The 24,055-nt window shown below is 72.4% G+C and carries 21 protein-coding genes, 1 tRNA gene and 2 pseudogenes; 8 read left to right on the top strand and 16 right to left on the bottom strand.

The genetic code is table 11. From position 1 onward, the window contains the following. Nucleotide 1: 1 nt before the first annotated feature. Complete coding sequence (locus tag ABH937_RS35365) at nt 2-946, top strand: M23 family metallopeptidase (RefSeq protein WP_280694065.1); 945 nt, start codon at nt 2-4, stop codon at nt 944-946. Between the two features lie 21 nt (nt 947-967). Here ABH937_RS35365 and ABH937_RS35370 read toward each other — a convergent pair whose 3' ends face one another. Then, complete coding sequence (locus tag ABH937_RS35370) at nt 968-1,873, bottom strand: hypothetical protein (RefSeq protein WP_280694066.1); 906 nt, start codon at nt 1,871-1,873, stop codon at nt 968-970. A 43-nt stretch (nt 1,874-1,916) separates the two neighbouring features. Between ABH937_RS35370 and ABH937_RS35375 the strand changes: the two genes are divergently transcribed. The 5 genes from ABH937_RS35375 (at nt 1,917) to ABH937_RS35395 (ending at nt 5,309) form a co-directional block, all read left to right on the top strand. Then, nucleotides 1,917-2,486, top strand: a complete 570-nt coding sequence (locus ABH937_RS35375; RefSeq protein WP_280694067.1) for a GNAT family protein — start codon at nt 1,917-1,919, stop codon at nt 2,484-2,486. Between the two features lie 65 nt (nt 2,487-2,551). After that, on the top strand, nt 2,552-3,202 hold the full coding sequence (locus ABH937_RS35380) for a sensor domain-containing protein (RefSeq protein WP_280694068.1): 651 nt from the start codon (nt 2,552-2,554) through the stop codon (nt 3,200-3,202). Between the two features lie 48 nt (nt 3,203-3,250). Continuing rightward, complete coding sequence (locus ABH937_RS35385) at nt 3,251-3,976, top strand: methyltransferase domain-containing protein (RefSeq protein WP_280694069.1); 726 nt, start codon at nt 3,251-3,253, stop codon at nt 3,974-3,976. After that, on the top strand, nt 3,961-4,665 hold the full coding sequence (locus ABH937_RS35390; protein WP_280694070.1) for a tyrosine-protein phosphatase: 705 nt from the start codon (nt 3,961-3,963) through the stop codon (nt 4,663-4,665). Before ABH937_RS35385 ends, ABH937_RS35390 begins: the two co-directional genes overlap by 16 nt. After that, nucleotides 4,662-5,309 carry a TNT domain-containing protein gene (locus ABH937_RS35395; protein WP_280694071.1) on the top strand — a complete coding sequence of 216 codons (648 nt, stop codon included), beginning with the start codon at nt 4,662-4,664 and terminating at the stop codon, nt 5,307-5,309. Before ABH937_RS35390 ends, ABH937_RS35395 begins: the two co-directional genes overlap by 4 nt. Nucleotides 5,310-5,591: 282 nt before the next feature. Here ABH937_RS35395 and ABH937_RS35400 read toward each other — a convergent pair whose 3' ends face one another. The 7 genes from ABH937_RS35400 to ABH937_RS35430 form a co-directional block, all read right to left on the bottom strand. Then, the gene (locus ABH937_RS35400) at nt 5,592-6,434 is read right to left on the bottom strand and encodes a hypothetical protein (protein ID WP_280694072.1); all 843 of its coding nucleotides are present in this window, start codon (nt 6,432-6,434) and stop codon (nt 5,592-5,594) included. A 153-nt stretch (nt 6,435-6,587) separates the two neighbouring features. Further along, nucleotides 6,588-6,661 (bottom strand) — tRNA-Met (locus ABH937_RS35405). Between the two features lie 46 nt (nt 6,662-6,707). Then, nucleotides 6,708-7,655 carry a PrsW family intramembrane metalloprotease gene (locus ABH937_RS35410; protein WP_280694073.1) on the bottom strand — a complete coding sequence of 316 codons (948 nt, stop codon included), beginning with the start codon at nt 7,653-7,655 and terminating at the stop codon, nt 6,708-6,710. A gap of 26 nt (nt 7,656-7,681) precedes the next feature. After that, a complete protein-coding gene (gene trmB, locus ABH937_RS35415) occupies nt 7,682-8,530 on the bottom strand; it encodes a tRNA (guanosine(46)-N7)-methyltransferase TrmB (RefSeq protein WP_370146788.1) in 849 nt (282 codons plus the stop codon). Nucleotides 8,531-8,578: 48 nt separating this feature from the next. After that, nucleotides 8,579-9,817, bottom strand: a complete 1,239-nt coding sequence (gene lhgO / locus ABH937_RS35420) for an L-2-hydroxyglutarate oxidase (RefSeq protein ID WP_370220628.1) — start codon at nt 9,815-9,817, stop codon at nt 8,579-8,581. 173 nt (nt 9,818-9,990) lie between these two features. Continuing rightward, nucleotides 9,991-11,571 carry a TROVE domain-containing protein gene (locus tag ABH937_RS35425; protein ID WP_370220629.1) on the bottom strand — a complete coding sequence of 527 codons (1,581 nt, stop codon included), beginning with the start codon at nt 11,569-11,571 and terminating at the stop codon, nt 9,991-9,993. Between the two features lie 534 nt (nt 11,572-12,105). After that, nucleotides 12,106-13,551: an MFS transporter gene (locus ABH937_RS35430; RefSeq protein ID WP_370220630.1), complete on the bottom strand. Its 1,446-nt coding sequence runs from the start codon at nt 13,549-13,551 to the stop codon at nt 12,106-12,108. Nucleotides 13,552-14,700: 1,149 nt separating this feature from the next. On the opposite strand from ABH937_RS35430, the gene ABH937_RS35435 reads away from it, so the two are divergent. Both ABH937_RS35435 and ABH937_RS35440 read left to right on the top strand, forming a co-directional pair. Beyond that, entirely contained in the window at nt 14,701-16,950 is a 2,250-nt protein-coding gene (locus tag ABH937_RS35435; RefSeq protein ID WP_370220631.1) for an asparagine synthase-related protein, read from the top strand. 33 nt (nt 16,951-16,983) lie between these two features. Beyond that, the gene (locus ABH937_RS35440; RefSeq protein ID WP_370220632.1) at nt 16,984-17,529 is read left to right on the top strand and encodes a universal stress protein; all 546 of its coding nucleotides are present in this window, start codon (nt 16,984-16,986) and stop codon (nt 17,527-17,529) included. Nucleotides 17,530-17,585: 56 nt separating this feature from the next. Here the strand turns inward: ABH937_RS35440 and ABH937_RS35445 are convergent, their stop codons facing one another. The 8 genes and pseudogenes from ABH937_RS35445 to ABH937_RS35480 form a co-directional block, all read right to left on the bottom strand. Further along, the gene (locus ABH937_RS35445) at nt 17,586-17,918 is read right to left on the bottom strand and encodes a hypothetical protein (RefSeq protein ID WP_370220633.1); all 333 of its coding nucleotides are present in this window, start codon (nt 17,916-17,918) and stop codon (nt 17,586-17,588) included. A 247-nt stretch (nt 17,919-18,165) separates the two neighbouring features. Further along, nucleotides 18,166-18,618, bottom strand: a complete 453-nt coding sequence (locus tag ABH937_RS35450) for a hypothetical protein (RefSeq protein ID WP_370220634.1) — start codon at nt 18,616-18,618, stop codon at nt 18,166-18,168. A 355-nt stretch (nt 18,619-18,973) separates the two neighbouring features. Continuing rightward, nucleotides 18,974-19,366, bottom strand: a pseudogene (locus tag ABH937_RS35455) (RHS repeat-associated core domain-containing protein); the annotation flags it as partial. A 76-nt stretch (nt 19,367-19,442) separates the two neighbouring features. Continuing rightward, nucleotides 19,443-19,898 carry a hypothetical protein gene (locus tag ABH937_RS35460; RefSeq protein ID WP_280694082.1) on the bottom strand — a complete coding sequence of 152 codons (456 nt, stop codon included), beginning with the start codon at nt 19,896-19,898 and terminating at the stop codon, nt 19,443-19,445. After that, nucleotides 19,886-20,812 (bottom strand): annotated as a pseudogene (locus tag ABH937_RS35465) (RHS repeat-associated core domain-containing protein); the annotation flags it as partial. The pseudogene ABH937_RS35465 and the gene ABH937_RS35460, both read right to left, overlap by 13 nt. Nucleotides 20,813-20,884: 72 nt before the next feature. After that, nucleotides 20,885-21,559, bottom strand: coding sequence for a hypothetical protein (locus ABH937_RS35470; protein WP_280694083.1), 675 nt, complete (start codon nt 21,557-21,559; stop codon nt 20,885-20,887). A gap of 22 nt (nt 21,560-21,581) precedes the next feature. Then, nucleotides 21,582-22,151: a type VII secretion system-associated protein gene (locus ABH937_RS35475; protein WP_280694084.1), complete on the bottom strand. Its 570-nt coding sequence runs from the start codon at nt 22,149-22,151 to the stop codon at nt 21,582-21,584. 15 nt (nt 22,152-22,166) lie between these two features. Then, nucleotides 22,167-23,909 carry a putative T7SS-secreted protein gene (locus ABH937_RS35480; RefSeq protein WP_280694085.1) on the bottom strand — a complete coding sequence of 581 codons (1,743 nt, stop codon included), beginning with the start codon at nt 23,907-23,909 and terminating at the stop codon, nt 22,167-22,169. Nucleotides 23,910-24,055 lie beyond the last annotated feature (146 nt).

Here is a 24,055-nt window from a genome sequence, read left to right on the forward strand (position 1 = left end):
CGTGGCGTTGACGCACTCTCCGGAGGGTCGCACCGAGGCGAGCGGCACCGGACTGCTCGACCACCCCGGCGTCACGGCGGACCCCGCCCGGCACCGGGTGCCCCGCCAGGCGCGGGCCGGCGCTCCGGTCCTCGGCGTCACCGCGATGGCCGCCGCCCTCGGCGCCACCACCGGCCTGACCGCCACCGCCGCTGCCGCGGCCACCCCGACCGCCGCGCCCACCCCCGCGATCACCGCGCCGGACGGGACCGCGGCCACCGAGCAGGACGGCACCGCCGACCCGGGCCTGGCCCTGGCCGCGCGGATCCAGCAGCAGGCCGACACCCGGCGCACCGCCGCCGAGGAGGCGGCACGCCTGGAGGCGGCCCACGAGGCGGCGGCCAAGCGCGCGGCGCAGCAGGCCCTCGCGGCGGCGGCCGACGCGGCCGCCCAGGCGCCGACCGCGGCCGCTCAGGCTCCGGTCGTCGAAGCCCCGGCCGAGACCCCGGCTGACGAGACGCCGGTCGGCGAGACCCCGGCCGCCCAGGCCGTGACCGTCCGGCCGCCGCTCGCCGGCTACACGCTCGGCACGGGCCACGGCGGCTCGCCCTGGGCGCAGTTGAACACCGGCCTCGACTTCGCCGCCCCGGCCGGCACCCCGGTCACCGCGATCACCGCGGGGACCGTCAGCGCGGCCGGCTGGTCCGGGGCCCACGGCTACCGGGTGATCCAGACCCTGCCGGACGGCACCGAGCTCTGGTACTGCCACCTCGCCTCGATCACCGTTCCCGCCGGCCCGGTCGCCCCCGGCACCGTGCTCGGCCGGATCGGCGTCACCGGCAACTCCCCGAGCCTGCGGACGGGCGGCGCGCCCGCCGGCCCGCAGCTGCACCTGGAGGTCCGCCCGGCCGGCGCCGCCCCGGTCGACCCCGCCGGCTGGCTGCGCGCGCACGGCGTGCAGCTGTAACGGCGGGGCCCCGCAGGCGCTTCAGCCCGGCTCGCCCGGCCAGTCCCCGATGTCCGGGAGTTCGGCCAGGCCGCGCTTCACGATGTAGCCGTCCACCTCGGCGGCGCCGGGTTCCGGGGCGAGGTCCTGGTACTCCGTCAGCAGCAGTGCGGGCAGCCCGGGGACGGTCCACTCGCCCAGCAGCCGCAGCGCCTCCTGCTGCACGGTGGCCTCGAAGTTGGGGAAGTCACCGGCGAGTTCGGCCGGCATCGGCAGGCCCAGGGCGTTGCGGCCGGCCAGGTTGCGGTAGCTGCGCTGCATCAGGCGGTTCTCGATCAGCAGCCGGGCGCCGTCGGTGGCCATCCCGATCGAGAGCAGCACGCCCTCGGTCCAGCCGGCCAGGCCCTCCGGCTGGTCCAGCGCGGCCAGCTCGGTGAAGGCGGCCAGCCGGTCCGGCTCGGCCAGCTCCCGGAAGGCGTCGAGCCACTCGCGCACCGCCGCCGGCGCGTCGGTGTCCACCCCGGCCTCGCGCAGCAGCAGGGTGTAGAGCCGGGGCCAGGTCAGCAGGTGCGGGTGGCGCAGCAGCCCGGCCAGCAGCTCGCCCTGCCAGTCGGCCTCCTCGTGCAGGCGCTGCTGCCGCTTGGCGTTCAGCCGCCTCGCTGCTCGCTGATGGTCGATCAGCAGCCGCACGGCCGCCCCGTAGGCGAGCGGCGACTGCTCCTCGGGCGGCTGCACGTACAGGTGGATCCGCTCGTAGAGCAGCTCCTGGAGCAGCGCCGAGGTCAGTTCGGGAAAGCCGTCGCGCAGTTGCGCGTCACCCAGTTCGAGCAGCGTCAGCACCGTGTTCACCGCCGCCTCCGGCACCGGCGCGAGCCCCTGCTCCTCGGCCCATCGCAGCAGCTCAGCGGTGTGCGGTCGGGGTGCGAGCCGCAGGTCGTCCTGGTCCATGGCAGGTACGGTAACCGCTCGCGGGCCCACTACCGTACCTGCCATGCACCCCGTCCTGCTCACCGGTCCGAGGCTGACCGTCCGCGAGTTCCACCACGTGCCGCGCGATATCGACGCCCTGCACGCGATCTTCGGCGATCCGGAGACCGCCCGTTTCCTGCCCTTCGAGCCGCGCGACCGGGAGGACTGCGCCGACCAGGTCGCGCTCTACCTGGAGGAGGCCGAGAACGACCCGCGCACCGTCTACCGGCTGGCCGTCACGCTGACCGAGGAGGGCGAGGACGCCGTGCCGCTCGGCAACGCGGTGCTCGGCGTGGAAGGCGTGGCGAGCCAGCGGGCCGCGTTCATCGGCTACGCGCTGCGCCGCGACGTCTGGGGCCACGGCTACGCCACCGAGATCGCCCGGCTGCTCTGCGACTTCGGGTTCGGCACCCTGGGCCTGCACCGGCTGGCCGCCCGGCTGGACCCGCAGAACCTGGCCTCCGCCCGGGTGTTGCGCAAGCTCGGCTTCCAGCTGGAGGGACGGCTGCGGCACGATCTCCACCTGCGCGGCGCCTGGCACGACGCGCTGCAGTACTCGCTGCTCGAGGACGAGTGGCCGACCGGGGGTTAACCCCACCCCGACTCCGCAGGTCAGCCGCATTCCGCCACCGCCCTTGCCCCGGCAGGCTGGTACGCATGACGACGACGATCTCGCTGCAGCGCACCCCGTTCCTCCGGGCGACCCACCGGGAGGTCGGTTACATCTTCGCCTCCCTCTTCACCGCGGTCGTCGGCTTCGTCTGGACCGTCACGGTCCTGGCGCTCGGCATCGGCACCCTGGTGACCGCGCTCGGCCTGCCGGTGCTCGCGCTGCTGCTGGCCGGCGCCCGGGGGCTCGGCGCGGTCGAGCGCGGCCGGGTGGCCCGGCTGCTCGGCCGGCGGCTGCCCGGGCCCGCCCCGGTGCGCGCCGCCCGTCCCGGGGCCTGGGCCCGGATCACCGCGCAGCTGGCCGACCTGGCGGGTTGGCGGGCGGTGGCGTACCACCTGCTGATGTTCCCCTGGCACGTGTTCAGCTTCGTGCTGACCGTCACGCTCTGGACCACGGGCTTCGCGATGGCGCTGCTGCCCGCCTACAACTGGGTCTTCCCGACCTACGTGGGCTGGCCCGGCTACCGCGTCTTCGACTACCACAAGGACGGGGCGCACCACGTCTACTACCTCACGCACTTCTGGCAGGTGGCCGGCGTCTCGCTGGCCGGCGTGCTGCTGCTCCTCCTGGCGGCCGGGCTGACCCACGCGCTGACCGCCGTCTCCCGGCGCGCGGCCGCCGCCCTGCTGGCCGCCTGACGCTCGCTCAGGGATGCGCGGTGGGGGCGGCCGTGTTCGGCTGAGTCCATGCTGATCACCTCCCGGATGCTGATCACCTCCCGGCCGCTGGACGAGTACTGCGGCTTCTTCGGCCTGACCCGCGCCGAGCTGCGCGCGCTGCCGGGCCCGGTGCTCGACTGCCCGGGCGGCGCCGCGGGGCTGGTCGCCGAGGCCCGGGCGCTGGGCTGCCGGGTGCTGGCCGCGGACCCCGCCTACGCCCGGCCGCACCGCGAACTGCTGGCGCGCGCCGAGGCCGCCCGGCACACCATGGCCCGTGCGATGCCCGCCGAGCCGCAGCGCCACCTGGCGCCCCGCCACCGCCCGTACGAGAAGTACCTGCGCAGCTGGGACCGGGCCCGCGCGCTGTTCGCCGCCGACCGGGCCGCCCACCCCGGCGACTACGTGGCCGCCGCGCTGCCCGCGCTCCCGTTCGCGGACGCCAGCTTCGCCCTCACCCTCAGCTCCTACCTGCTCTTCGCCTACCCCGAGCGCTTCGCCCCGGTGGACCAGCTGGCCGCGCTGCGCGAGCTGGTCCGGGTCACCGCCCCGGGCGGCGAGGTGCTGGTCCACCCGCTGCACGACGGCGAGAGCCGCCGCTGCCCGCACCTGGCCGAGCTGCGCGCCGCGCTCGGCGCCCAGGGCATCAGCAGCGAACTGCGCACCGTGCGGGCCCCGGGCGACGGACGACGCCGATTCCTGCTCGCTCTGACCCGGCATCACCGCTACCGTCCCATCCCATGGACGAACACCTGACCGGATCCCGGCTGCTCGCGATACCCGGCCTGCGCAACCTGCGTGACCTCGGCGGACTCGGCGCGGTGCGCCCCGGCCTGCTCTACCGCTCCGCCGGGCTGGCCACGCTGACCGCTGAAGGGGCCCGGCAGCTGGCCAAGTTCGGCCTGCGCACCGTGCTCGACCTGCGCGATCCGCTCGAACTGGTGCAACACCCGGACCGCGTCCATGACCTGGACGTCGATCTGGCCAACTTTCCGCTCCTGCCGCAGGACGGGCCCGAGGACATGTACGGGTTCCCGCTCGACCGGATCTACCCGCTGATCGTCGACACCGCCGGCCCCACCCTGGTCGCGGCGCTGCGCGGGCTGCTGGCCCCCGAGGCCCTGCCCGCGCTGCTGCACTGCGCGGTCGGCCGGGACCGCACCGGCATCACGGTCGCGCTGCTGCTCGATCTGCTGGAGGTGCCCGAGGAGCAGATCGTCGCCGACTTCCTGCTCTCGAACGAGGGCCTGGGCCTGCTGAACGGCCCCGAGGAGTGGGTGGACGTGCACGGGGTGACCCGGCTCTCCCACCCGGTCGAGGCGGCGCTGATCACCGGCGTGCTGGCCCAGGTGCGTGAACAACACGGCGGCACCGAGGGATATCTGACGGCCCATGGCCTGAAAGCGGCGGAGATCCTTGACCTGCGCGCTACCCTGCGTGAGTGATCATCACCGTACGCAAGTCCAGCCGTCTGCTCGTCGCCCTGACCGCGGGCGCCGCGCTCTTCACCGCCGCCCCGGCCGCGCACGCCGACACCACCCCCAGCGACCAGTGCTCGGCCGCCTTCCACAACGGCGACGCGCGGCTGGGCCCGGCCGACCTGCCCACCACCGGACCGGTCGGCCGGCAGCTGCGCGGCTACCGGCGCACCGGCGGCGCCGGCGAGGCCGCCTTCCTCGCCCAGTACTACGACGCCACCGCCGGCAGCTGGAAGTACCCGCCGGCCAACGGCTACCTGCTCGGCTTCAACAACCAGCCGATCGAGTTCGACCAGCCGCTCATCCCGGGCCAGGACATCGACCGCTACGGCAGCGAGTACGGCTCGTTCCTGGCCCCCGAGGGCACCGCGTACGCGAGGCGGGCGATCCCGCCGCAGAGCCTGGACAGCACTCCGGCGGCCGGCTGCAACTACCACGACTACAAGGTGCTCAAGGAGTTCGAGGTGCACGGCGGCCCGATCGCCCCCTGGTTCAACCAGCCGGGCCTGGGCTGGCAGTACCAGCTGGACGGCACCCTGGTCCCGGGCGCACCCGCGAAGATCAACGTCGGCTGGCTGATCACCAACGGTTACCTGCAGCGGCTGATCTGAGCCGCAGAGCTCTGGCAGGAGAAGCAGACGGCCCGTGGGCGTTCTCCACGGCGGACGAACCGCCGTGGCGCCGGGGATGTGCCGGCGAGCCCACGGGCCGGGTGACTGCTGGGGATTCGCCTGTCGCCGCTTGGCCTACAGGCAGCGGCGCTCTAGCGAGCAGCCACCTCACGCATCCTGGCGGTACTCAACTCAGGATCACCTCCTTTCAGTGTGCCGCCACGATAGGCAGACACTCCGGCCGGAGGCAACGGATTTAGCCCGGAATTCCGGGCGGGCGGATCAGGCGGTCTGCAGGGCCTTGAGCTTGGAGATGTCGACCACCTGGTCGGCCGGCGGTGCCTGCACGGTGACCGGCTGGTTGAAGTTGCTGAAGGCCATCTGCCCGCTCGTGCTGTTCGCCTTCAGCGGGTACGGCGTGCCCTGGGCGGCGATCCACATGTCGCCGCTGGTCCCGTCCGAGGACTTGACGTGCAGGACGACCGTGGGCTGACCGTTGACGGTGGCCGTGCCGGTCTTGGCGGCCTGGTCGCCGTCCTGGTTCATCTGCCCGGTGAACTGCGTCAGGTTGCAGGAGTCGGAGAGGCTCTTGAGGTCGGCGTCGTCCTTCGAGCCGGTCATCCAGCGGCCCTTGAACAGCTCGGCCGCCTGGGAGCCGTGGGCGCCGCCCATGGTGGTCCAGAACTTGGTGTCGGGCTGGATCCAGGTCTGCTGCGGGGTGCTCAGGATCTGGAAGCTGCCCTTGGAACCCATCGCGATGCTGCCGGCGCAGTCGCCCTTGGTGTCCAGGGACAGGTGCATCTCGAGGGTGTCGCCGCTGTCGGTGCCCTTCGCGTCGAGCTTGAGCGAGGTGGCCGCGCTCAGCGCGTCCGAGGCGGCCTTCTCGATCTGGTTGCCGTTCATCGCGCTCAGGTCGGGTCCGGTCGCCGAGGGCGCGGCGGCGGGCGTCGACGGAGCGGTCGCGGTGGTGCTGGGCGCCGTGGTGGCCGAGGCGGTGACCGGGCCGGCCGAGCCTTCCGTGCCGGCACCGGCGCTGGTGGTCTTCGAGGAACTGCCGCAGGCGGTGGCGGTGAGCGCGAGGGCGGCGCAGGTCAGGGTGATGCCGAGGTGGCGGTGGAGGCGCACGGTTCTTCTTTCGACCAGTCGGCCGCGGAATGCGGCGGAAAACGGCCAGAAACTACACCACGGCGTGATCGGGTCAGGGCACCGGGGTTGCCGTTTATGAGAAAAGCGGAAGGCCCGGCAGAGAGTCTCTGCCGGGCCTTCCGTGCTACTGAGTAGCGGGGACAGGATTTGAACCTGCGACCTCTGGGTTATGAGCCCAGCGAGCTACCGAGCTGCTCCACCCCGCGTCGGTGAACCAAACACTACGGGACGCTGACCGATAAGGGAAATCGCTTATCGGAGCCGGCGGCCCGGGCGGGCGGCGGCCCAGAGCGCGAGCCCGGTCAGGGCGGCGAAGCAGGGGACCATCAGGGCCGCGTAGACCAGCAGGAAGCCGTGCGTGCCCAGGCCCGCCGCCGCGTTCCAGCCGCCGTGCAGCGCGACCGCCGCCAGCAGGCCCAGCGGGCCGGCGGTCCGGGCCAGCCAGCGCCGGTGGCTGGTCAGCGCGACGGCCAGGCCCACGCCGGTCAGTGCGGTGAAGAGCGGGTGGGCGAAAGGCGCCAGCAGGGCGCGCAGCACGAAGGTGTGCACGGTGTCGTCGTAGTCGCGCAGGCTCGGGCTGAGGCCGAGGCCGATCGCGTCCAGCCGCTGGCGCTGGTCGTCGGTGAAGGCCCGGCCCAGGTAGAGGACGTTCTCGGTGAAGGCGAAGCCGCAGGCGCTGAACCCGCCGAGGACCAGGCCGGTGGCCACCGCGCGGTGCCGCAGCCGGGCGCGGGCGGCGGCGGTCGGACCGGTGCCCGCCGGCCTGCCCGCCGGGCTGGTCCGACGGCGCGGTCGCAGGGGCGGCGCCATGGTGAGCAGCAGCACCGCGCCCTTGGCGCTCTCCTCGATCAGCGGGCTGGCGAACTCGGCGCCCAGCGTCTCGCCCCGGCTGCTGCCTTGCAGGGCGGTCAGGGTGTCGCTGGCCCAGCCGTTGGCCAGCATGGCGACCGTGGTGGCGGCGCAGGAGCCCCAGACCAGGCAGAGCACCAGCCGGCGGTTCGGCACCCGGGCGCTCTGGTTGAGCCAGGTCAGCGCGGTCAGCACGAAGGGCAGCGGCAGCACCGCGAGGCCCAGGCCCACCAGCAGCCCGGTGGTGCCGGTCTGGGCCTGCACCAGGTGGACCAGCAGCACCGCGCTCGCGGTCAGCGCCAGCACGGTGGCGGTGGGACCGGCCGAGCGCAGGCGCGACGGGCTGCTCACCGGAAAAGCGTAGACCGTGGCAGGGGTCAGATCTTGCGGAACAGCAGATCGTGCACCACGTGGCCCTTGGCCAGGCCGGCCCGCTCGAACTTGGTCACCGGACGCCAGTCGGGGCGCGGCGCGTAGCCGGGGACGGTGCCGTCGGCCCGGCGCTCCTCGTCCGTCCAGGCGCTGCCGTCGCCCTCAGGGTGCAGGTTGACCAGCTCCGGGCGGGCGCCGAGCACGTCCAGCATCTGCTCGGCGTACGGCTCCCAGTCGGTGGCGCAGTGCACCAGCGCGCCGGGGGCCAGCCGGGGCAGCACCAGGTCCAGGAAGTGCGGCTGGACCAGCCGGCGCTTGTGGTGCTTGGGCTTGGGCCACGGGTCGGCGAAGAAGACCCGCAGGCCCGCCAGGCTCGCGTCGCCCAGCATGTCGCGCAGCAGGATCACCGCGTCGCCGGCCGCCAGCCGCACGTTCCGGGCGCCGCTCTGCTCCAGCATGCCCAGCAGGTTGCCGTGCCCCGGGGTGTGCACGTCGGCGGCCAGGATGCCCATCGACGGGTCGGCGGCAGCCATCGCGGCCGTCGTCTCACCCATCCCGAAGCCGATCTCCAGGGTGACCGGCAGCCCGCCGAAGAGCGTGCCCAGGTCGAGCGGGGTGCCGTCGATCGCCAGACCCCACTGCTCCCAGTGCCGGTCCAGCGCACCGGCCTGGGCCGGGGTCATCCGGCCGCGGCGCGGCTGGAAGCTGCGGATCCGGTGCTCGCGGTGCTGTTCCTCGGTGGCCCGGTGCGGATACATCGGGGCGGGGTAGCCCGCGGGCGCGGCCGACAGGCGCACTGACGGCGACTGGGGCGACTGGGCGGGGAGCTGGGGAGAGGGGGCAGTCGAAGTCACAATGCCGTCGAGTTTACGGGGCGCCCGGTTTTGCGGGGGACCTGCCGGCTACTCCTCGGCCGCCAGCGCGGCCAGGGCTCGCCGGGCCACCTCGCGGCCGATCGGCAGCGAGGCGGTGGCGGCGGGGGACGGGGCGTTGAGCACGTGCACCAGGCGGCGCGGCGAGCCCGGGCGGTCGGGGTCGAAGCCGGCGAAGGCGAAGTCGTCCAGCAGCGTGCCGTCCCTGGCCACCGCCTGGGCCCGCACCCCGGCCGGCGCTGGTACCAGGTCGGCGGCCGTGACGGCGGGCAGCAGGCGTCGCACGGCCGTGGTGAAGGCCGGCTTGGAGAGCGAGCGGTGCAGCTCGCCCAGGCCGTAGCGCCAGTGCCGGCGGGCCAGCTGCCAGGCGCCGGGGAACCCCAGCGTGGCGGCCAGCTCGGCCGGGCGCACGGTGCGCCAGTCGTAGCCCTCGCGGGCCAGTGCCGGGACGGCGTTCGGGCCCACGTGCACGTCCCCGTGGATCCCCCGGGTCAGGTGCACGCCGAGGAACGGGAAGGCCGGGTCGGGGACGGGGTACACCAGGCCGCGCACCAGGTCCCGCCGGTGCGCGGCGAGTTCGTAGTACTCGCCGCGGAACGGGATGATCCGCAGCCCCGGGTCGTCGCCGGCCAGCCGGGCCAGCCGGTCGCTGTGCAGGCCCGCGCAGTTGACCAGCACCGCGCAGCGCAGCTCGGTGCCGTCGGCGGTGCGCACCGTGACGCCGTCCGGGCGGCGGTCGATGGCCCGGACCTCGGCGCCGGTGCGCAGCTCGGCCCCGCGCTCGGCGGCCAGCGTGGCGTAGCGGCCGGCCACGGCGACGTAGTCGCAGACGCCGGTGGTGGCCACGTGCAGCCCGGCCAGGCCGGCCACCTCCGGCTCGTACTCGCTGATCTGACGCTGCGTCAATTCACGGACCGGGATGCCGTTCTGCCGTCCCCGCTCGGCGAGCGCCGCGAGCCGGGGCAGCTCGGCCGCCTCGGTGGCGACGATCAGCTTGCCGGTCACCTCGCACGGCAGGCCCTGCTCCTGGCAGAACCGCACCATCGCGGCCGCGCCCTCGGTGGCGTACCGCGCCTTGAGCGAACCGGGGCGGTAATACACCCCGCTGTGGATCACCCCGCTGTTGCGCCCGGTCTGGTGGCCGGCCGGTGCGCTCTCCTTCTCCAGCACGGCGACCCGCAGCCCGGGCCGCGCCCGGGTCAGCGCGTACGCGGTGGCGAGCCCGACGATGCCGCCGCCCACCACCAGGACGTCGTGGTCGTCCGCCATCCGCCACCCTCCTCACCCCGACGTGCCCCGTGGCCGATGGTGCCACGGGGGCACGCCGCGCGTCAGCCGGTCCGGGCCACTCGACCCGGCAGCGGGCTGGGGCCTCTCCTACGGATCTTGCCCGGCGGCGTCAGCCGCTGGTGTCACAGCCGACAAGATCCGTAAGAGAGGCCCTAGGCGATCGCCTCCCACGGCCAGCCGACGTCGGCGTCGCCGTGCTCCAGCAGCGGGATCAGCCGGAAGGCGGCGTCGCTGAGCCCACCGAAGGTGTGCCGGTGGGCCCCGCCGGACGGGCCGTGCCCGGTGCGGTAGCCGGCCAGGTTCCAGGTGTAGACCGGCACCCGGGCCGGCACGGCGCCGAGCGGGTCGCGCCCGAAGCTGAAGCCGGCCTGCTCGTCGGTGATGATCACCACCCGGTCATGGCTCCGGTAGTGCCGGTGGACGGCCTCGGCGGTGTCGGTGCCGCCCAGGTTCTGGAAGTCCTTCAGCACCGTCAGCACCGAGGCGCCCCGGGGCACCTCGATCACCCTGCTGGTGCTGCCGAACTCGACCAGGTCGGCGTCGGCGGCGCGGACCTTCAGCGCGGTGCCGAAGATCGCCGCCGAGTCGGCCCGGTTGAGGCCGCTGCGCTCGCTCGGCCGGTCGAACATCGAACCGGACCGGTCCACCAGGATCAGCGTGCGCCCCGGCAGCGCAGGGACGTTGCGCAGCGAGTGGCCGAGCGCCTGCTCCAGCGGGTAGGCCCAGCGCAGCGACGGGGCGTGCCGGTAGGCGGCCAGGTAGCGGAACGGGAACTGCCGGGAGCGGCGCACCTCGTCGGGGGCGCTCAGCTTGGCGGCCACCCGCTCGGCGACCTCGTCGCTCACCCCGGCCTGGTCGAAGTTGCGCAGATTCCGGATGAGCGCCATCGACCCCATGGAGGGGATCACCGCCTCCCAGGCCGCCGCGTCCAACGGGCCCTGCAGCCAGCCCGCCAACGCCTCCCAGGTCATCCCGGCCGCCGCCAGCCGCTCGGCGGCGTCCGGCCCGGTGACCACCGCACGCCGCTGCTCGACCGGCAGTGCGAGGAGCTCGTGGTGGGCGGTGAGCAGCGCGTCGGCGGCCGGCGGGACGGCCTCGGCCGGGTGGTGGCGGCGGTCCAGCGCGTACTTGAACAGCTCGCCCTGGCCGGCCCGCTGCGGGTCCGGGCTCGGGTGGGTCAGTTCCAGCACGTCGCCGAAGCGGAAACCGCGGCTCGCCGTGTCGTACTTGAGCAGCGCCTGGCCGGTGTAGAGGCGGCGCACCGCGTCCGCGACGCCGCGCTTGAGCGGCTGCGGCAGGCGGCGGCCGTAGCGGGAGGTCCAGTAGGCCAGCAGCTCGCCGGGCTCGTCGGGGCGGCGCAGCACGGTCTCCACGGCCTGCCGGGAGAAGCCCGGGGCCTGCGCGTCCAGCCGGGCCCGGGTGAACTCGGCCGCGCCGACCACGGCGGCGGTGCGGATGTTCGCCTCGCCGCGCAGCCAGCGCAGCAGGCCGAGCGTCCACTGCGGGTCGCCGACGGCCAACTCGCGTACCAGCGTGGTGAAGCGGTCGTCGCGGGCGCCGCCGGACTCGTAAGAGGTGTGCTGGCCGACCAGGTTGGCGACCGCCAGCAGGAAGAGTTCCGACTTCGGTTCGCGCAGGTGACCCGGGCCGCCCTGGTGGTTGGTGGTCCGCTCACCGGTGGTGCGGACGGGCGAGCGCGGCGCGAAGCGGTTCTTGACGTTGAAGCGGGCCATGACGGAAGTCCCCCTGCGGACCTGGGCTGAAGTGAAGAAAGGCGATCGGGGGAGGGCACGGCGAGGTGAGGGGCGCCCGAGATCGGGGTCGGCTCTGGCGAGCCGACATCGGTGGAGGTGACAGTTCGGTGCTCTGTCCAATTGAGCTACCGGCGCACACACGTGCCGCCGGCCGGGATTCGAACCCGGAACCGCCGAAGCCGGAAGTAACCCCCGCCTGCGCACCGGGCGCCCCGGCGCGATGCCTCCCGAGATCTGGAGTTCGGGGCGCGGTGGTTTCTTTGGAGGAAGGAACCGAGCCCCGACGCACCGGGAGGTGCAGCGTATTCACGATATGGAATGTCCAGAGAACAGAAAGCGGTTGAGGTGACAAGAACTGCTCTACCGACTGAGCTACCGTCGGACTGATCCGACGACCGGGACTCGAACCCGGGACCCGTCCATTAAGGGAAGTAACCCCGACCTGCGCACCTGGACAGGAGTGACTCTAGCGGCGTGCCGAGCCCGTGTGCATCCGAAATAGCGGCGGTGGTGTCACGCGGGCGCCGCCAGCACCACCCTCGCGCGTTCCGTCAACTCCCGTACCCGGCGCTCGCCCTGGAACGGCTCCAGGTGGCGCAGCATCTCCAGCACGTACTCCCGGCTGCGCTGTGAGGAGATCCGGCCGGCCACCTCCACCGCGCGCTCGCCGGCCTCGACGGCGGCGTCCAGGTTGCCCGCCTCCGCCTCCGCCATCGCGGAGACCACCAGGCGCAGGCCGTGCGAGCGGACGAAGCCCTCGGTGGGGCGGGCCAGCGCCTCGCGGGTGAACTGGCGGACCTTGGCGGGCACGCCGAGGTCGCGGAAGCACTCGGCGGCGTCGGCGGCCAGCCGGTCATAGGCGTAGAAGTCGATCCAGGCGGGGTCGGGGTCACCGGCGCGCGAGCGTTCCAGGGCGTTCTCGGCCGCGGCGAGCGCCGTCGAGGAGGCCGCCGCGTTGCCGGCCCGCGCCTGGGCGCGGGCCTCCACCAGGTGGAAGAAGCTCATCGTGCGGGTGGTGGCCAGCCCGCGGTTGCGCTCCAGCGCCGCCTGGGCCAGGTCGACCGCCTCCTCGGCGAAGCCGCGGTAGCAGGCCTGCAGGCTCATCGAGGCCAGCACGTAACCGCCGAGCGGCACGTCGGCGGCCGCCCGGGCCAGGCGCAGCGCCTGGATGTAGTAGCGCTGGGCGGCCTCGTGCTGGCCGGTGTCGAAGGCCATCCAGCCGGCCAGCCTGGTCAGTTCGGCGGTCGCGCCGAACAGCGCCCGGCCGACCGCGTCGCTGTAGGAGGCGAGCAGCAGCGGGGCGGCCTCGACCCGCAGGCACTCCGGCACCATGGACGAACGCCAGTCGCCGCCGCCGTACTTGGAGTCCCAGCGGCGGGCCTCCTGGGCGGCCTCGCGCAGCTTGGCGGCGTCGGACTGGCCGACCCGGTAGCCGCCGGTGCGGGACGCGGCGCTCGGGGCGCCCGGCGGCTCGTCCGCACCTCGGGCCACCGAGCTGTCCACCGGGTTGATCAGCCAGCGGGCGACCGGCGTCGAGTACGCCGCGACCGAGAAGGTCCCGGCCAGCGCGTCGCTCCACCGTCCGCCGCCGGGGCCGCGACGCAGCTCCAGGTCGACCCGCCACAGGTCGGTGGCGGAGCGCACGGCTTCGGACACCTCGCGCGGAAAGGCCAGGCCCAGCTCGGGCGTCGGGTCGGTGTCGCCGAGCCCGATCTCCTCCAACGGCACCGGGCGGCCCAGCTTGCCGCCGATCGCGGTGGCGATCAGGTGCGGCACCGGGCCCTGCGGCACCATGCCCTTGCTCACCCAGCGGGCCACCGAGGTCTTGTCGTAGCGCAGCGTCAGTCCGCGCTGGGCGCCCAGGTCGTTGACCCGGCGGGCCAGGCCGGCGTTGCTGATCTGAGCCTGGGTCAGCAGGATGCCGAGGCGTTCGTTCGGTCCCCGTGGACTGATGCTCATGCGACGGCACCCCCTTGTTCGGTGTTTGCCGTTCGGTGTCGTGCGGTGGTGCTGTCGTGCGGTGGTGCCGTGCTGCCGCGCTGTGGTGCTGTGCGGTCGGCGGTACCTAGCGTAGTCGGCCGGGTTCCCAGGGTTAAGGGGATGCATTCCGGATGGCGGGATCGCATAGGGGCATCGGGGCGCGATTCGTGGCCGCCGGGGCGGCTGCGGGGTGGCGCGCGGCAAGGCCGGGCGCCGCTCGGGCGGTTCGCCGGGGCCGGTGGGTGTCCGGGGGGTCATGGGGAGGGGCGTGCTCCGGTCCCGTGTTGACGTGCGCCCACCTGTGCCCCCTGGCCCGGACGCCCGCCCGGCAGTTCGCTAGGGGCTGTGGGTCGGCCCGCCGTCGAGGACCCGGCGGGCCGGGGGATGCCGCTGCCTCTGTTCCCCGCGGGTGGTGGCCGAAGTCCGGGAGGGCATGCGGATGCCCTCCCGGGCTTGCGATGCTTTTCGGCCATGTGGGCATGGCCATGTCGTACCGAAATGTCCGGCGGGAGACGGGCCAGGCGGTGCCGGTGAGCAGAGCGGGCGGGGTGAGCGGGCCGGGAGCGGTGGGGCGGGCGAGCGGTGCGGTGCGGGGGGCGGTCGGTGGGGATGAACCGGCCGCTGCCGTGGACCGTCCGTGCACTCGGGGCCGGGTGCACGGCCTGGCCGCCACCAGGCCCGCTCGCCCGGGTGCGGGCGCCGCGAATCGGACGCGCGGCGCCCGCGCCGGGCCGGTGGACTGACGGACCGTCAGGGTCCGTCCGGTCGGTCGGACGCCGTCCCGTCCGGCGGCCGGTCGGGCACCAGAAGCAGGGCAGCACCTCATAGACCCGGACGGCCGGCGCCGGGTGGATCCCGGCCGGATGCCGTCCGCGCCGCGCGGTCCGGGCCAAGGAGGGGGAGGCCCGGCCCGCGCGGCACCCCACTTCGGATGTCCCTGATGTCCGAATTCACCCACCCCTGCCCAGAATCACCCGACCTTCGCCGGCACCACCGCCAGCCTCAGCGGTGGCAGCATGTCCCTTGGCTCGCCCGCGGCCGGGCGCCGACCGCCCGCCGCACGCGAGCGCAGGGACGTCCACACCCGGTGGAGGCGCGATGCGGTGGCTGGCGGGCTGGAGCGGCGCCGTGTCCAACACCCGGATCCCGGGCGGCCGCCGCCCAGCTGACGGCGGGTCGGGCCCGGCGCCCACGCTGCAGGACGCGCTCGCCGCGCTCGCCGCCGTGCGCCCCCTCGCCGCCACCGCGCTGTGGACCGGCCCCGACCCGCTCTGGGCGGTGGGCGACTGGCGGCCCGAGGAGATCCGCCAGGCCGTCCTGCACCCGAGCACCCGCCTCCCCACGGTCAGCACCGGCCCGCTGGCCGCCGACCTGACCCAGGACACCCAGGCCGTCGCCCGCCTGCTGGTGCTCGGCCACTGCGGCGCCGCCGACCACGAGCTGGCCGACGGGCTGTCGGCCGCCCGGGGCGGTGCGGTGCGCCACCTGACCGCCTGGCCCGGCAGCTACGCCGTGGTGCTGCGGATCGGCACCCGCAGCACCCTGCTGCTCACCGACCTGGCCGGCCTGCAACCCGTCTTCCACACCCCCTGGTGCGGCGGCACCGCCTACGCCACCGCCGCTCTGCCGCTCGCCGACCTGATCGGCGCGCCCGTCGACACCGGCCACCTGGCCGCCACCCTCGCCTGTCCCGAGTCCCCCGAGGTGCTCGGCACGGGCACCCCGTACGCGGGGGTGCACCGGGTCCCGCCGGGCCACACGCTCGCCATCCGGGGCGGCCGACCGCAGCTGACCGAGTACGACGACGAGGGTGCCCCCGGCAGCATCCCGAGCCAGGGCGGTGGCGAGGCGCCGGCGGTCCGGGAGTTGACCCGCACGCTGCTGGAGGCCGTCCGCTCCCGGGTCCGCAACGCGCCGGCCGGCGCGGGCCCCGGGCCGCAGCGTCCCCGGATCGGCGCCGACCTCTCGTACGGCACCGCCTCCACCGCGCTGGCGCTGCTCGCCGCCGCCGTCCCGATCGGGCCGGGGCCGGGTTCCGCGCCTGTGCCGGTGTCTGACGAGCCGTCGGACGTCGCTCCGCGGACCGGCGCCACCAAGGGCTCCTGGACCCGCCCCGATCCGGCGCCCGAGTCGCCCGAGCCCGAACTCCTCGCCGCCGTCACGGTGTGCGAGTCACCGCGCGCCGCCCCCGAGGCTCCGCTCGACTCCGGCCGTCCCCGGCTGCGGCACACCGTCCTGGCCGCCACCCCGGCGAGCCTGCCCTACGCCGAGCTCATCGCCGGACCGGCCGGCGGACCGCTCGGTGGGCCGCTCGGTGGTCCGCTCACCGACGAGCCGGGGCGGGCCCTGATCACCGCCCCCGGCACCGTCGTCCGGCTCAGCGCGGGCGGCGCCGACCACCTGACCGGGCACGGCGCCCGCCAGGTGCTGGACGGCCATCCGGCCCGGCTCGCCGACCTGATCCGCGAGGGCCGCCCGCGCGAACTGCTCCCGCCGGTCGCCGCGCTGGCCGGCGTGGACCGTGCGCTCGCCGGCACCCTGACCGGCACCGTGCGCACCCCGGTCACCGTGCTGCGCGCGGCCCGCCGCCTGGCCCGGGGCGGGTACGCCGAGGCGCTGGACGATGTCGCCGTGCAGTTGACGGCCCGTCGGGGCCCGGTGCGCCCGAGCGCACACCCCGGCGTGCGGTTCACCGCCGGGGCGTACTCGGCGGCCGACCTGGCCTGGTGCGTGCCCGGCCCGGCCGCGCGCTTCCTCTCCGACGACGCGCTCTCCGCGGTCGCCCTGCGCCTGCGGCTCGCGGCCCGTGGCCCCGCGCCCGAGCTGCACCCCGGCGTCCGCCGAGCCCGCCTGGCGCTGCACCACCACGCCGGCGCGTTCCGCACCCTGGTGCACGCCGCCGAACAGCACGGCCAGCGCGTCCATGCCCCCTTCTTCGACAACCGGGTGATCCGCGCCGCCCGCCTCCTCCCCGCCGACCTGCGCCTGCAGCCCGGCGCCCGGCACGCCCTGCTGCGCGCCGTGCTGGCCGGCGCGGGCCGCTCGGACCTCCCCGCCGACTGGGGCCGCGCCCCCCGCCCGGACCGCGCCGAAGCCGCCCGCGCCGGCCTGCGCGCCGCCGCCGACCAGTTGGCCGAGCTGTTCCGCGCACCGCTGCTGGCCGAAGCCGGCCTGATCGACCTGCCCACCGTCCGCCGCGCCCTGCGCACCGCCGCCGACTCGTACGCCGACCTGCCACCGGGAGCCCTGGACGGCCTTGCCGACCTGGTCGCCGTGGAACTGTGGCTGCGCCGCTTCGAGGCCCGCCGCCACGGCTCCTGCTGGACCGGCCTGCCGCTGCCGCAACGGCGCGCGGTGGCGGGAGCGCGGTTCGGCTGAGCCTGCGCGGGTTCGCGTGCCATCCGTCGGATCATGGCCTGGCCGACACCCGACCGACCGGAGGCCCCGCAGGTGACGCCCGCCCACCCCGTCTCCATCACCCCACCCGGCCCACCGCTGCCCCCCGGCATCCTGGCCGCCTGCGACGGCTCCGACGGCTCCCTCTGGGCCCTGCACCGCGCGATGTCGGAAGCCGAGCGCTACGCCCTGCCCCTCTACGTCCTGGGCGTGGTCAACCCCTCCCCGAGCGGCGGCTACCCGCCGGGCATGGCCGAGCTGGTCCAGGAGAGCACCGAGCGCCTGAGCGGCAGCATGGCCGACGGCCTACGGCGAGCGGTCACAGCGGTCGAGCGGGCCCGGCGCGCTCCGTTCGGCGGGGAGCGGCTCTCGCTGCACGTGGCGCTGGGGCAGGTGGTCGAGGTACTGCTGGCGGCGACGGTGGGTCAGCACACGCTGGTGATCGGGACGCGGGGGAACGGGGGGTTCTCGCGGCTGCTGCTGGGGTCGGTGAGCACGGCAGCGGTGCACCATGCGGCGTGCCCGGTGCTGGTGGTGCCGGCGCCTCCGGCGGAGGGGTGACGGGGGCGGGGGGTGGCGAGACGGAACTGAGCATTGCTCTACGTTCGGTCATCGACTCATTCGTGAGCGTTCACAAAAGCGGAACCGTCAGCTGTTGCTGAAATCCAGCAGCACCCTCCTTGGGGCTCCCAATTCAATGCCGCACAGCAGGCCGTGACTCGATCCAGCACGGCTTGGAGCTCGCCGCGCCAGGGTTCAAAGCCGCTCTCACCGATGTCGCCGACCATAGCCAGCCCTCGTGTCATGAGGAACGCCAAAGACTCGATGGCAACCCTTCTGAAGTCTTCGCCGCCGCTTACCGCACGCGCATGCCAGAGAAGGGCATCAATCGGCACCCAGTCGTCCGCCCCCTCGCGCAGAACCTCCAAAGCGACATTCTCGCCGATCATCGGGTTTGACCCCTATGGTCTCGGGGTCGAAGTCGGACCCCATCCTGAGGAGATGTCGAATCCTCTCTCAGGTGAAGGACTTCGCTAGCTGCCATTATGGCTCTTCTGCACTGTTTTCACTGCAGTGCTCGTCGTATGGCCATTGTCCCGTTCGCCATAGATCTTAACGGTCAGGGCGGATGAAGTCCAGCCTTTCGAATTCAAAACTGAAGCATTCTGGGTCGAGCTGTCTGAATATAGCGTGAAGCTAAAGCGACTGGAGCCCCTTGAGGGAATCCATGTAACTGTCACGATTCTCAGGATAGAGCTCAATGAATTTCTCGAAGAACTCCCGCCCTGCCTTTTTGAGCTCGACGTAGAAGAGGGACTCTGATGCCATCGCCGAGCGGCTTGCGCCGTCGGATTCAAGGGTGACCCTGATGTTCCCCCCCGGTTCCTTCTGAAACGTGAGCTTCAGAGGCTGGTCCGGAAAGTATGAGCTGGCCGACTGGTCGCAGCGGAGCCGTGTGGCCATATCAACGATATAGGACCATAGCTGGTCGACATAGTCCCAGGCTTCTTTTCCGATGATCCCGGTGTTGTCTATTGATAGCTCGATCGCTCCTTCGATGTACGCGGAGTTGGCGGCTGCGGTCTGTGTGAGCGAGATCGGCTCGAAGGTATTGGCATCTCGCCGAATGTAAGAGTTGATGCTGATCATGTCTTGGCTCGTCCTACTTGGAGAGGGATCCGGGATAGAACTGTCCGATGTGCCTCCGGTTCAGGCCGACGACGTATTTTACCCCGTTGGCAGTCCCCTCGAGCTGGTACATCTCGCGCGTGCCCTTTGCGATCAACTTGTCGCGATTCTGCTTCAATACTTGCGATATGGCATCCTGGACATCTGGAATTGACATCTTCTGGTCGAAGAAGCTTTGGCTTGCCTTGACGGATCCGTCCCAGTACTTCGGGTGATGGCGCGTCAGAATATGCTCGATATTGTCGCGCGAAAGCATGAAGTTCTCGTTGCCGAACTGATACTGCTGGTTCTTCCAGTTTTTCAGATCCCTCTTCAGGCACGGTGCGAGGCCGAGCGGATCGCTCCACCGGTGCGGGTTGTCCACATATGCCACCGGGTTCGGCGCCGGTGCCAGCCCCAGCGGGTCCGGTGTCAGGTATCGCGCCGTCTGTGGGTCGTAGTGCCGGTGCACGTTGTAGTGCAGCCGCGTTTCCGCGTCGTAGTACTGGCCCGGGAAGCGGAGCGGCGTGGAGGTGGTGGCGTTGTTCGCCTGGCTGGTGGTGCCCCAGAGGGTGGTGTGGGCTTGCCAGGCGGTGGTGCCGTCGGGGCCGGTGATGATGGCGAAGAAGCGGCGGTCGACTTCTTGCTGGTCGGGGGAGGTGGCGAGGTGTTCGGTCTGGGTGAGGGGGTGCAGGCCGTGGTGGTCCCAGGTGAGGGTGTGGGGGCCGGGGCCCACGCCGCAGTCTCGCTACACTCACCGCCCCCAGACCGCGGACCAGAGAAGACGGAGAACTCTCACTGGAGTACTAATGCCGAATAACATTGAATTCCACGACGGGCCCATCCTCGGATTCCAGCGTCGCCACATTGAAACTGACATCAGGAAATTGCTCTGATAGACGAAGTTTCCAGCACTGCGCGACCGATTCCGCCACAGTGCTGGCAGCCGCCGTATCCTCAGCGGACTCGCTGTACTCAATGAGCTGCCAGATCCTCAAGCGGTTCAACACGGTTTCGACCCGGGTTCGGTCGCCAGAAAGCTCTGTCATCCACGTGTCGAAGTTCTGACGCTCAAACGACCGATCCCAGAGGATACAGCCATCCACCTCGATAAAGCTTGGCCGAAAGATCTCCGAGATCGAAATCCAGTCAGCGAGACTGAAGCGCCCGGAGATAAAGTCGAACGAGTCGAGAGTCCCACCGAATCCCTCAATCCAAGAGGCCACCTCAGAATACTCATTAGCCTTCATCAGCTGCTCCAATAAATTTCCTCGTCAGGCCTGAGCGGGCGGGGCATTTTGTCCCACACCGGAAACTCTTGGCCGGTCTTCGGATTGACATTAATATGCATTTCCAGCGCATGTGGCGCGGGTATGCCAGCATGCGGTGCGGAATTCGGGTCCACATCGACACGCTTGACCAGGCGCCCCAGATCATCGTAGACCGCGTACGCCGTTACCGTACCATCGGTTTTTTGGCGGTAGACGATCTCATCGGGATTCCCCCTGTTATCGAACCTCCCGCTAACCCGCCGCGCTTTCGAAAGGTCTACTCCCTTGGGGTCGTACGGTGCGAGCCCGAGCGGATCGCTCCAGGTATGTGGGTTGTGGACGTAAGTGGCGGGGTTCGGCGCTGGGGTGAGTCCGAGGGGGTCGGCGCTCAGGTATCGCGCCGTCTGTGGGTCGTAGTGCCGGTGCACGTTGTAGTGCAGCCCGGTCTCCGGGTCGTAGTACTGGCCCGGGAAGCGGAGCGGGGTCGAGGTGGTGGCGTTGTTCGCCTGGCTGGTGGTGCCCCAGAGGGTGGTGTGGGCTTGCCAGGCGGTGGTGCCGTCGGGGTTGAGGAGGTGGGTGGGGGTGCCGATGAGGTCGGTGATGATGGCGAAGAAGCGGCGGTCGACTTCTTGCTGGTCGGGGGAGGTGGTGAGGTGTTCGGTCTGGGTGAGGGGGTGTAGGCCGTGGTGGTCCCAGGTGAGGGTGTGGGGGCCGGGGAGGGTGGGGCTGTGGGCGGTCTGTTCGGCGAGGGTGGGGCCGTCCCAGGTGAAGAGGGTCCATTCGGCGGTTGCGGGGCATTGTTTGGCGATGCGGCGGCCGAAGGGGTCGTAGTGGTAGAGCCACTGGGTGCCGTCGGGGGTGGTGACGGCGGTGAGCAAGCGGCCTAGGGCGTCGGAGGTGTACCTGGTGACGCTGCAGGCGGCGTCGTCCGAAGTCGCATTGCAAGATCCCCGACAGTGTCAGGCACTGAGCTGCGGTCAGCCCCAGCCGTCCTCGACCATGGTGCAGCCGTCCGCGGTGATGTGGTGGGTCTGGCCGGAGCCGCCGGCTACCCGGCTGGCGCTGGCGACCTCCAGGCGCACGGGGGCCGTGTCGTCGGCGGGCAGGAGCTCGATGTTGAAGCTGCCGTGCATTCCGGGAACAGGCAGCCAGAGCTTCGGCACGGCCAGCTCGGTGAGGACCGCGACCTGCGGCGGCAGCACGTCCTGATGGCCGGCCAACTGCTGGGCCCGGGCCAGGATGAGCGTGTGCAGCCGTGGCTCCATGGCCTGCAGTACCGCCTCGGGCACTGGGTGCACGGGGACGGGGCGCAGCAGCGGGAGCAAGTGGTCGTGGCCCAGCCGGGTGGCGATGTCGAGCGGACGCTCGCCGTCGGCGCTGCGCAGGGTGCGCCACGCGCCGGCGCGGACCAGTTCTTCGACGACCTCGGGCGGGGCCGGGTGCCAGGCAGTCTGGTGCAGCGCGGTCCAGTCGCTCGCGCCGCCCAGACGGCGGGCGTTGGCCAAACTGCCGTCCTTCGCGAGCGCTTCCAGGACGGTGGGCCAGTCACCCTGGTCGACGGCGTCGGCGAAGCGGTCGCGCTTGGCCAGGAAGTCGTCGCGGTATGCGTCGCGCCTGGTGGCTCCTTCCCAGGTCGCGGACTGGGAGGTCATCGGTCTGCTCCTGTGGGGGTGGTCATCGGGCGGCTAGCAGGTCGTCCAGGGGGAGGGTGACGCTCACACCGCTGCCGGGGTTGAGGCGCAGCAGGTTTCCGGGCGCCGCCTGGGCGAGTTCGCGACCCGAGAGGGCAAGCCAGCCGGGCCAGCTGGAGGGTACGTGGCGGGCGGAGGTGCACGCGGTGATGGTGCCGCGCCCGTCCGTGCCGGGTTCGATGTAGAGGCCGGGGTGCTCGGGATGGGCGAAGATCAGCAGCGGTCCTTCCCGGAGGGCATCGAGCAGTTCGCGCTCGCCGCCGTGGCCGGTGGCGGCGCGCTGGAGGGCGGCTTCGGCGGGGCTGTCGGGCTCGGCGATCCCCTGGGCCCGGGCCGAGGGGCGGTAGTCGTCGTTGTGCCAGTAGTGGACGGGGGCGCCCTGATGGTCGATCTGCCAAGCGCCGATGATGCCCTGAAGCGGGACCTCACCGGCCGGATCGTAGGCGGGGTCGATCTGGTACATCCAGGTACCAGGACGCTGGCGGGCGGCGGCGCGGAGTTCCTCGGTGATGGGTGGATCCGGGCGCTTCGCGGCGGGCGGTGGTGCGGACAAGAAGGGCTCCTGGAGTTAGCGGGTCCATCCGGGCGGAAGGCCGTTGGCCGGTGGGGATGGCAGGGGCGGTTTGTAGTAGGGATTGGGCTGGTGGTTGCCCCATTTCTGGTCGAGCGGGTTCCAGCGCTGCCAGCCCTGGATGTGCTCCAGCTTGATGCCGCCGGGGAAGGCGATCTCGTGTTCGTCGTGGAACACGTTGTCGGGGATGCTGGCGTTGACGTCGATCCCGCCCGGGGCATCGATCGTGTACTTCCACTGGCGGACGATCTGGTAGCCAGGGTCGTTGGTCGTACCGGTGAAGGCACTCCTGTACCGCTCGTCCCTGACGTACTGCGCCAGGTCATTGTTCTCGGGCTTCCACGGCGTCATCCCCCCGTCCGCGACGATCTTCTGGGGATCGCGGTCGGTGAAACGCCACACGGCCTCCCGGCTGTCACGCCAGACGATGTTGTCGCCCATGCTCGTGATGTCGACGCTGCGGTCGACGGCGGCCGCCAGCCGATCCGGCTCGGGGTCAGGTGCCGGCGCGGGATGGTCCACTGCCGACGCCCCGCCGCGATCGGCGCCGCTCTCGGCGGCGTCCTTCGCCGCATTCTCGGCGGTGTCCTTCGCGGCGGCCAAGGACGCGTCGGCCTCCGTCCCCGCACCGTCGGTCGCGGCGCCGAACACCAGGTTGGTCAGCAACTTGCCGCCGGCCTCGGCCGGGTCCGAGCCCCAGTCCGAGCCCACCAGGGACTTGACCACGTCGGTGGGATGCATCTCCGCGTGCACCAGGCCGACCGCGACCTGGTTGACGTGGTCGAGGTACGTGGCGGGGTGGGTGGCGTTGTACGGGTCCATCGGGTTCAGGCCGCGCCCGAAGTTGACGATGTCGGCCGCGCCCTTGGCGATCCCGCCGTAGACGTGGGTCACCCCGATCATGCCGCCCTCGGCCGCGTCGATGGAGTCCAGCTTCATCCGCTGGGTGAAGCTCGGCTCCGTCGGTGCGGTGGCGGTGGCGGCCTGGAGTGCCTTGGCGGCGCTGTCGGCGGCCGTGTCGCGCTGGGTACGGGCGTCGCGCAGCAGGTCCTGGGCGTGGGCGAGTTGGGCGTTGCCCGCGTCGTCGTGGAAGTCGCCGGGGTCGGTGGGCTTGGGGCCGGGGTTGGGGTTGGACTTGGCGGCGTCGTTCCACGCCTTGGCGGCCTTGTTGTAGCTGTCGACGCTCGCGTTGTAGGCGTTGCGGGCCTGTTCGTGGGTCTTCTTCGCCGCGTTGTAGGCGTCGATGGCCCGTTTGGCCTGTCCCTGCGCCCAGGTGACGGTGTGTGAGAAGCCGTCCAGCGCCTGGGCAGCGGCCGCGCACGCGTCGGCGGCGGTCAGCCACTGCCCCGGGTGCGGGGCGAAGCGGGTGCGGAACGCATCGGCGGCCTGGCCCTGCCAGTGCGAGGAGTCCATCGCCCGCAGGCCGCTACCGGTCTCCTCGAACGCGTCGTGGAACGTGCGCAGATGATCGGCCGCATCGCTCAGCGCCTTGGCGTCACCGTGGACCAGGTCCTTGGGGTCGTCGGAGTCGCCGAGCTGCAGTTCGCCGACCTGCGCACCCAGGTTGTCGGCAACGCTGTCGCCCCAGTTGTCCACCGCGTGCGCCGCGTCGTGCAGCCCGACGGTGTCGAGCGCGCCGCCGACCAGGTGCGAACCCGCGTCGACCGTCGCACCCAGGCCCTTCTTCCCGTCGTCGTACAGGCCCTCCAGGCCGTCACCGACGTCGTCCAGGAACCCCATCAGCCGTTACCCGTCTCCCGCTTGGCCGCGTCGACCACCTGCTGCGCACCAGGCAACGGGACGCTCTTCACCACGTCCTTGCCCTCCGCCGCCCACGCCGCACGCGAGTCGGCCGCCGCCTTGTCGAGCGACGCCTTCGAGTAGTC

The organism is Kitasatospora sp. GAS1066B, from assembly GCF_041262605.1.
GTDB lineage: Bacteria > Actinomycetota > Actinomycetes > Streptomycetales > Streptomycetaceae > Kitasatospora.

Excerpts from the sequence above, each read along its gene's own strand:
- ABH937_RS35370 (WP_280694066.1), bottom strand. The coding sequence starts at position 1,873 with ATGGACCAGGACGACCTGCGGCTCGCACCCCGACCGCACACCGCTGAG.
- ABH937_RS35375 (WP_280694067.1), top strand. The coding sequence starts at position 1,917 with ATGCACCCCGTCCTGCTCACCGGTCCGAGGCTGACCGTCCGCGAGTTC.
- ABH937_RS35380 (WP_280694068.1), top strand. The coding sequence starts at position 2,552 with ATGACGACGACGATCTCGCTGCAGCGCACCCCGTTCCTCCGGGCGACC.
- ABH937_RS35385 (WP_280694069.1), top strand. The coding sequence starts at position 3,251 with ATGCTGATCACCTCCCGGATGCTGATCACCTCCCGGCCGCTGGACGAG.
- ABH937_RS35390 (WP_280694070.1), top strand. The coding sequence starts at position 3,961 with ATGGACGAACACCTGACCGGATCCCGGCTGCTCGCGATACCCGGCCTG.
- lhgO (WP_370220628.1), bottom strand. The coding sequence starts at position 9,817 with ATGGCGGACGACCACGACGTCCTGGTGGTGGGCGGCGGCATCGTCGGG.
- ABH937_RS35425 (WP_370220629.1), bottom strand. The coding sequence starts at position 11,571 with ATGGCCCGCTTCAACGTCAAGAACCGCTTCGCGCCGCGCTCGCCCGTC.
- ABH937_RS35430 (WP_370220630.1), bottom strand. The coding sequence starts at position 13,551 with ATGAGCATCAGTCCACGGGGACCGAACGAACGCCTCGGCATCCTGCTG.
- ABH937_RS35440 (WP_370220632.1), top strand. The coding sequence starts at position 16,984 with ATGGCCTGGCCGACACCCGACCGACCGGAGGCCCCGCAGGTGACGCCC.
- ABH937_RS35445 (WP_370220633.1), bottom strand. The coding sequence starts at position 17,918 with ATGATCGGCGAGAATGTCGCTTTGGAGGTTCTGCGCGAGGGGGCGGAC.
- ABH937_RS35450 (WP_370220634.1), bottom strand. The coding sequence starts at position 18,618 with ATGATCAGCATCAACTCTTACATTCGGCGAGATGCCAATACCTTCGAG.
- ABH937_RS35470 (WP_280694083.1), bottom strand. The coding sequence starts at position 21,559 with ATGACCTCCCAGTCCGCGACCTGGGAAGGAGCCACCAGGCGCGACGCA.
- ABH937_RS35480 (WP_280694085.1), bottom strand. The coding sequence starts at position 23,909 with ATGGGGTTCCTGGACGACGTCGGTGACGGCCTGGAGGGCCTGTACGAC.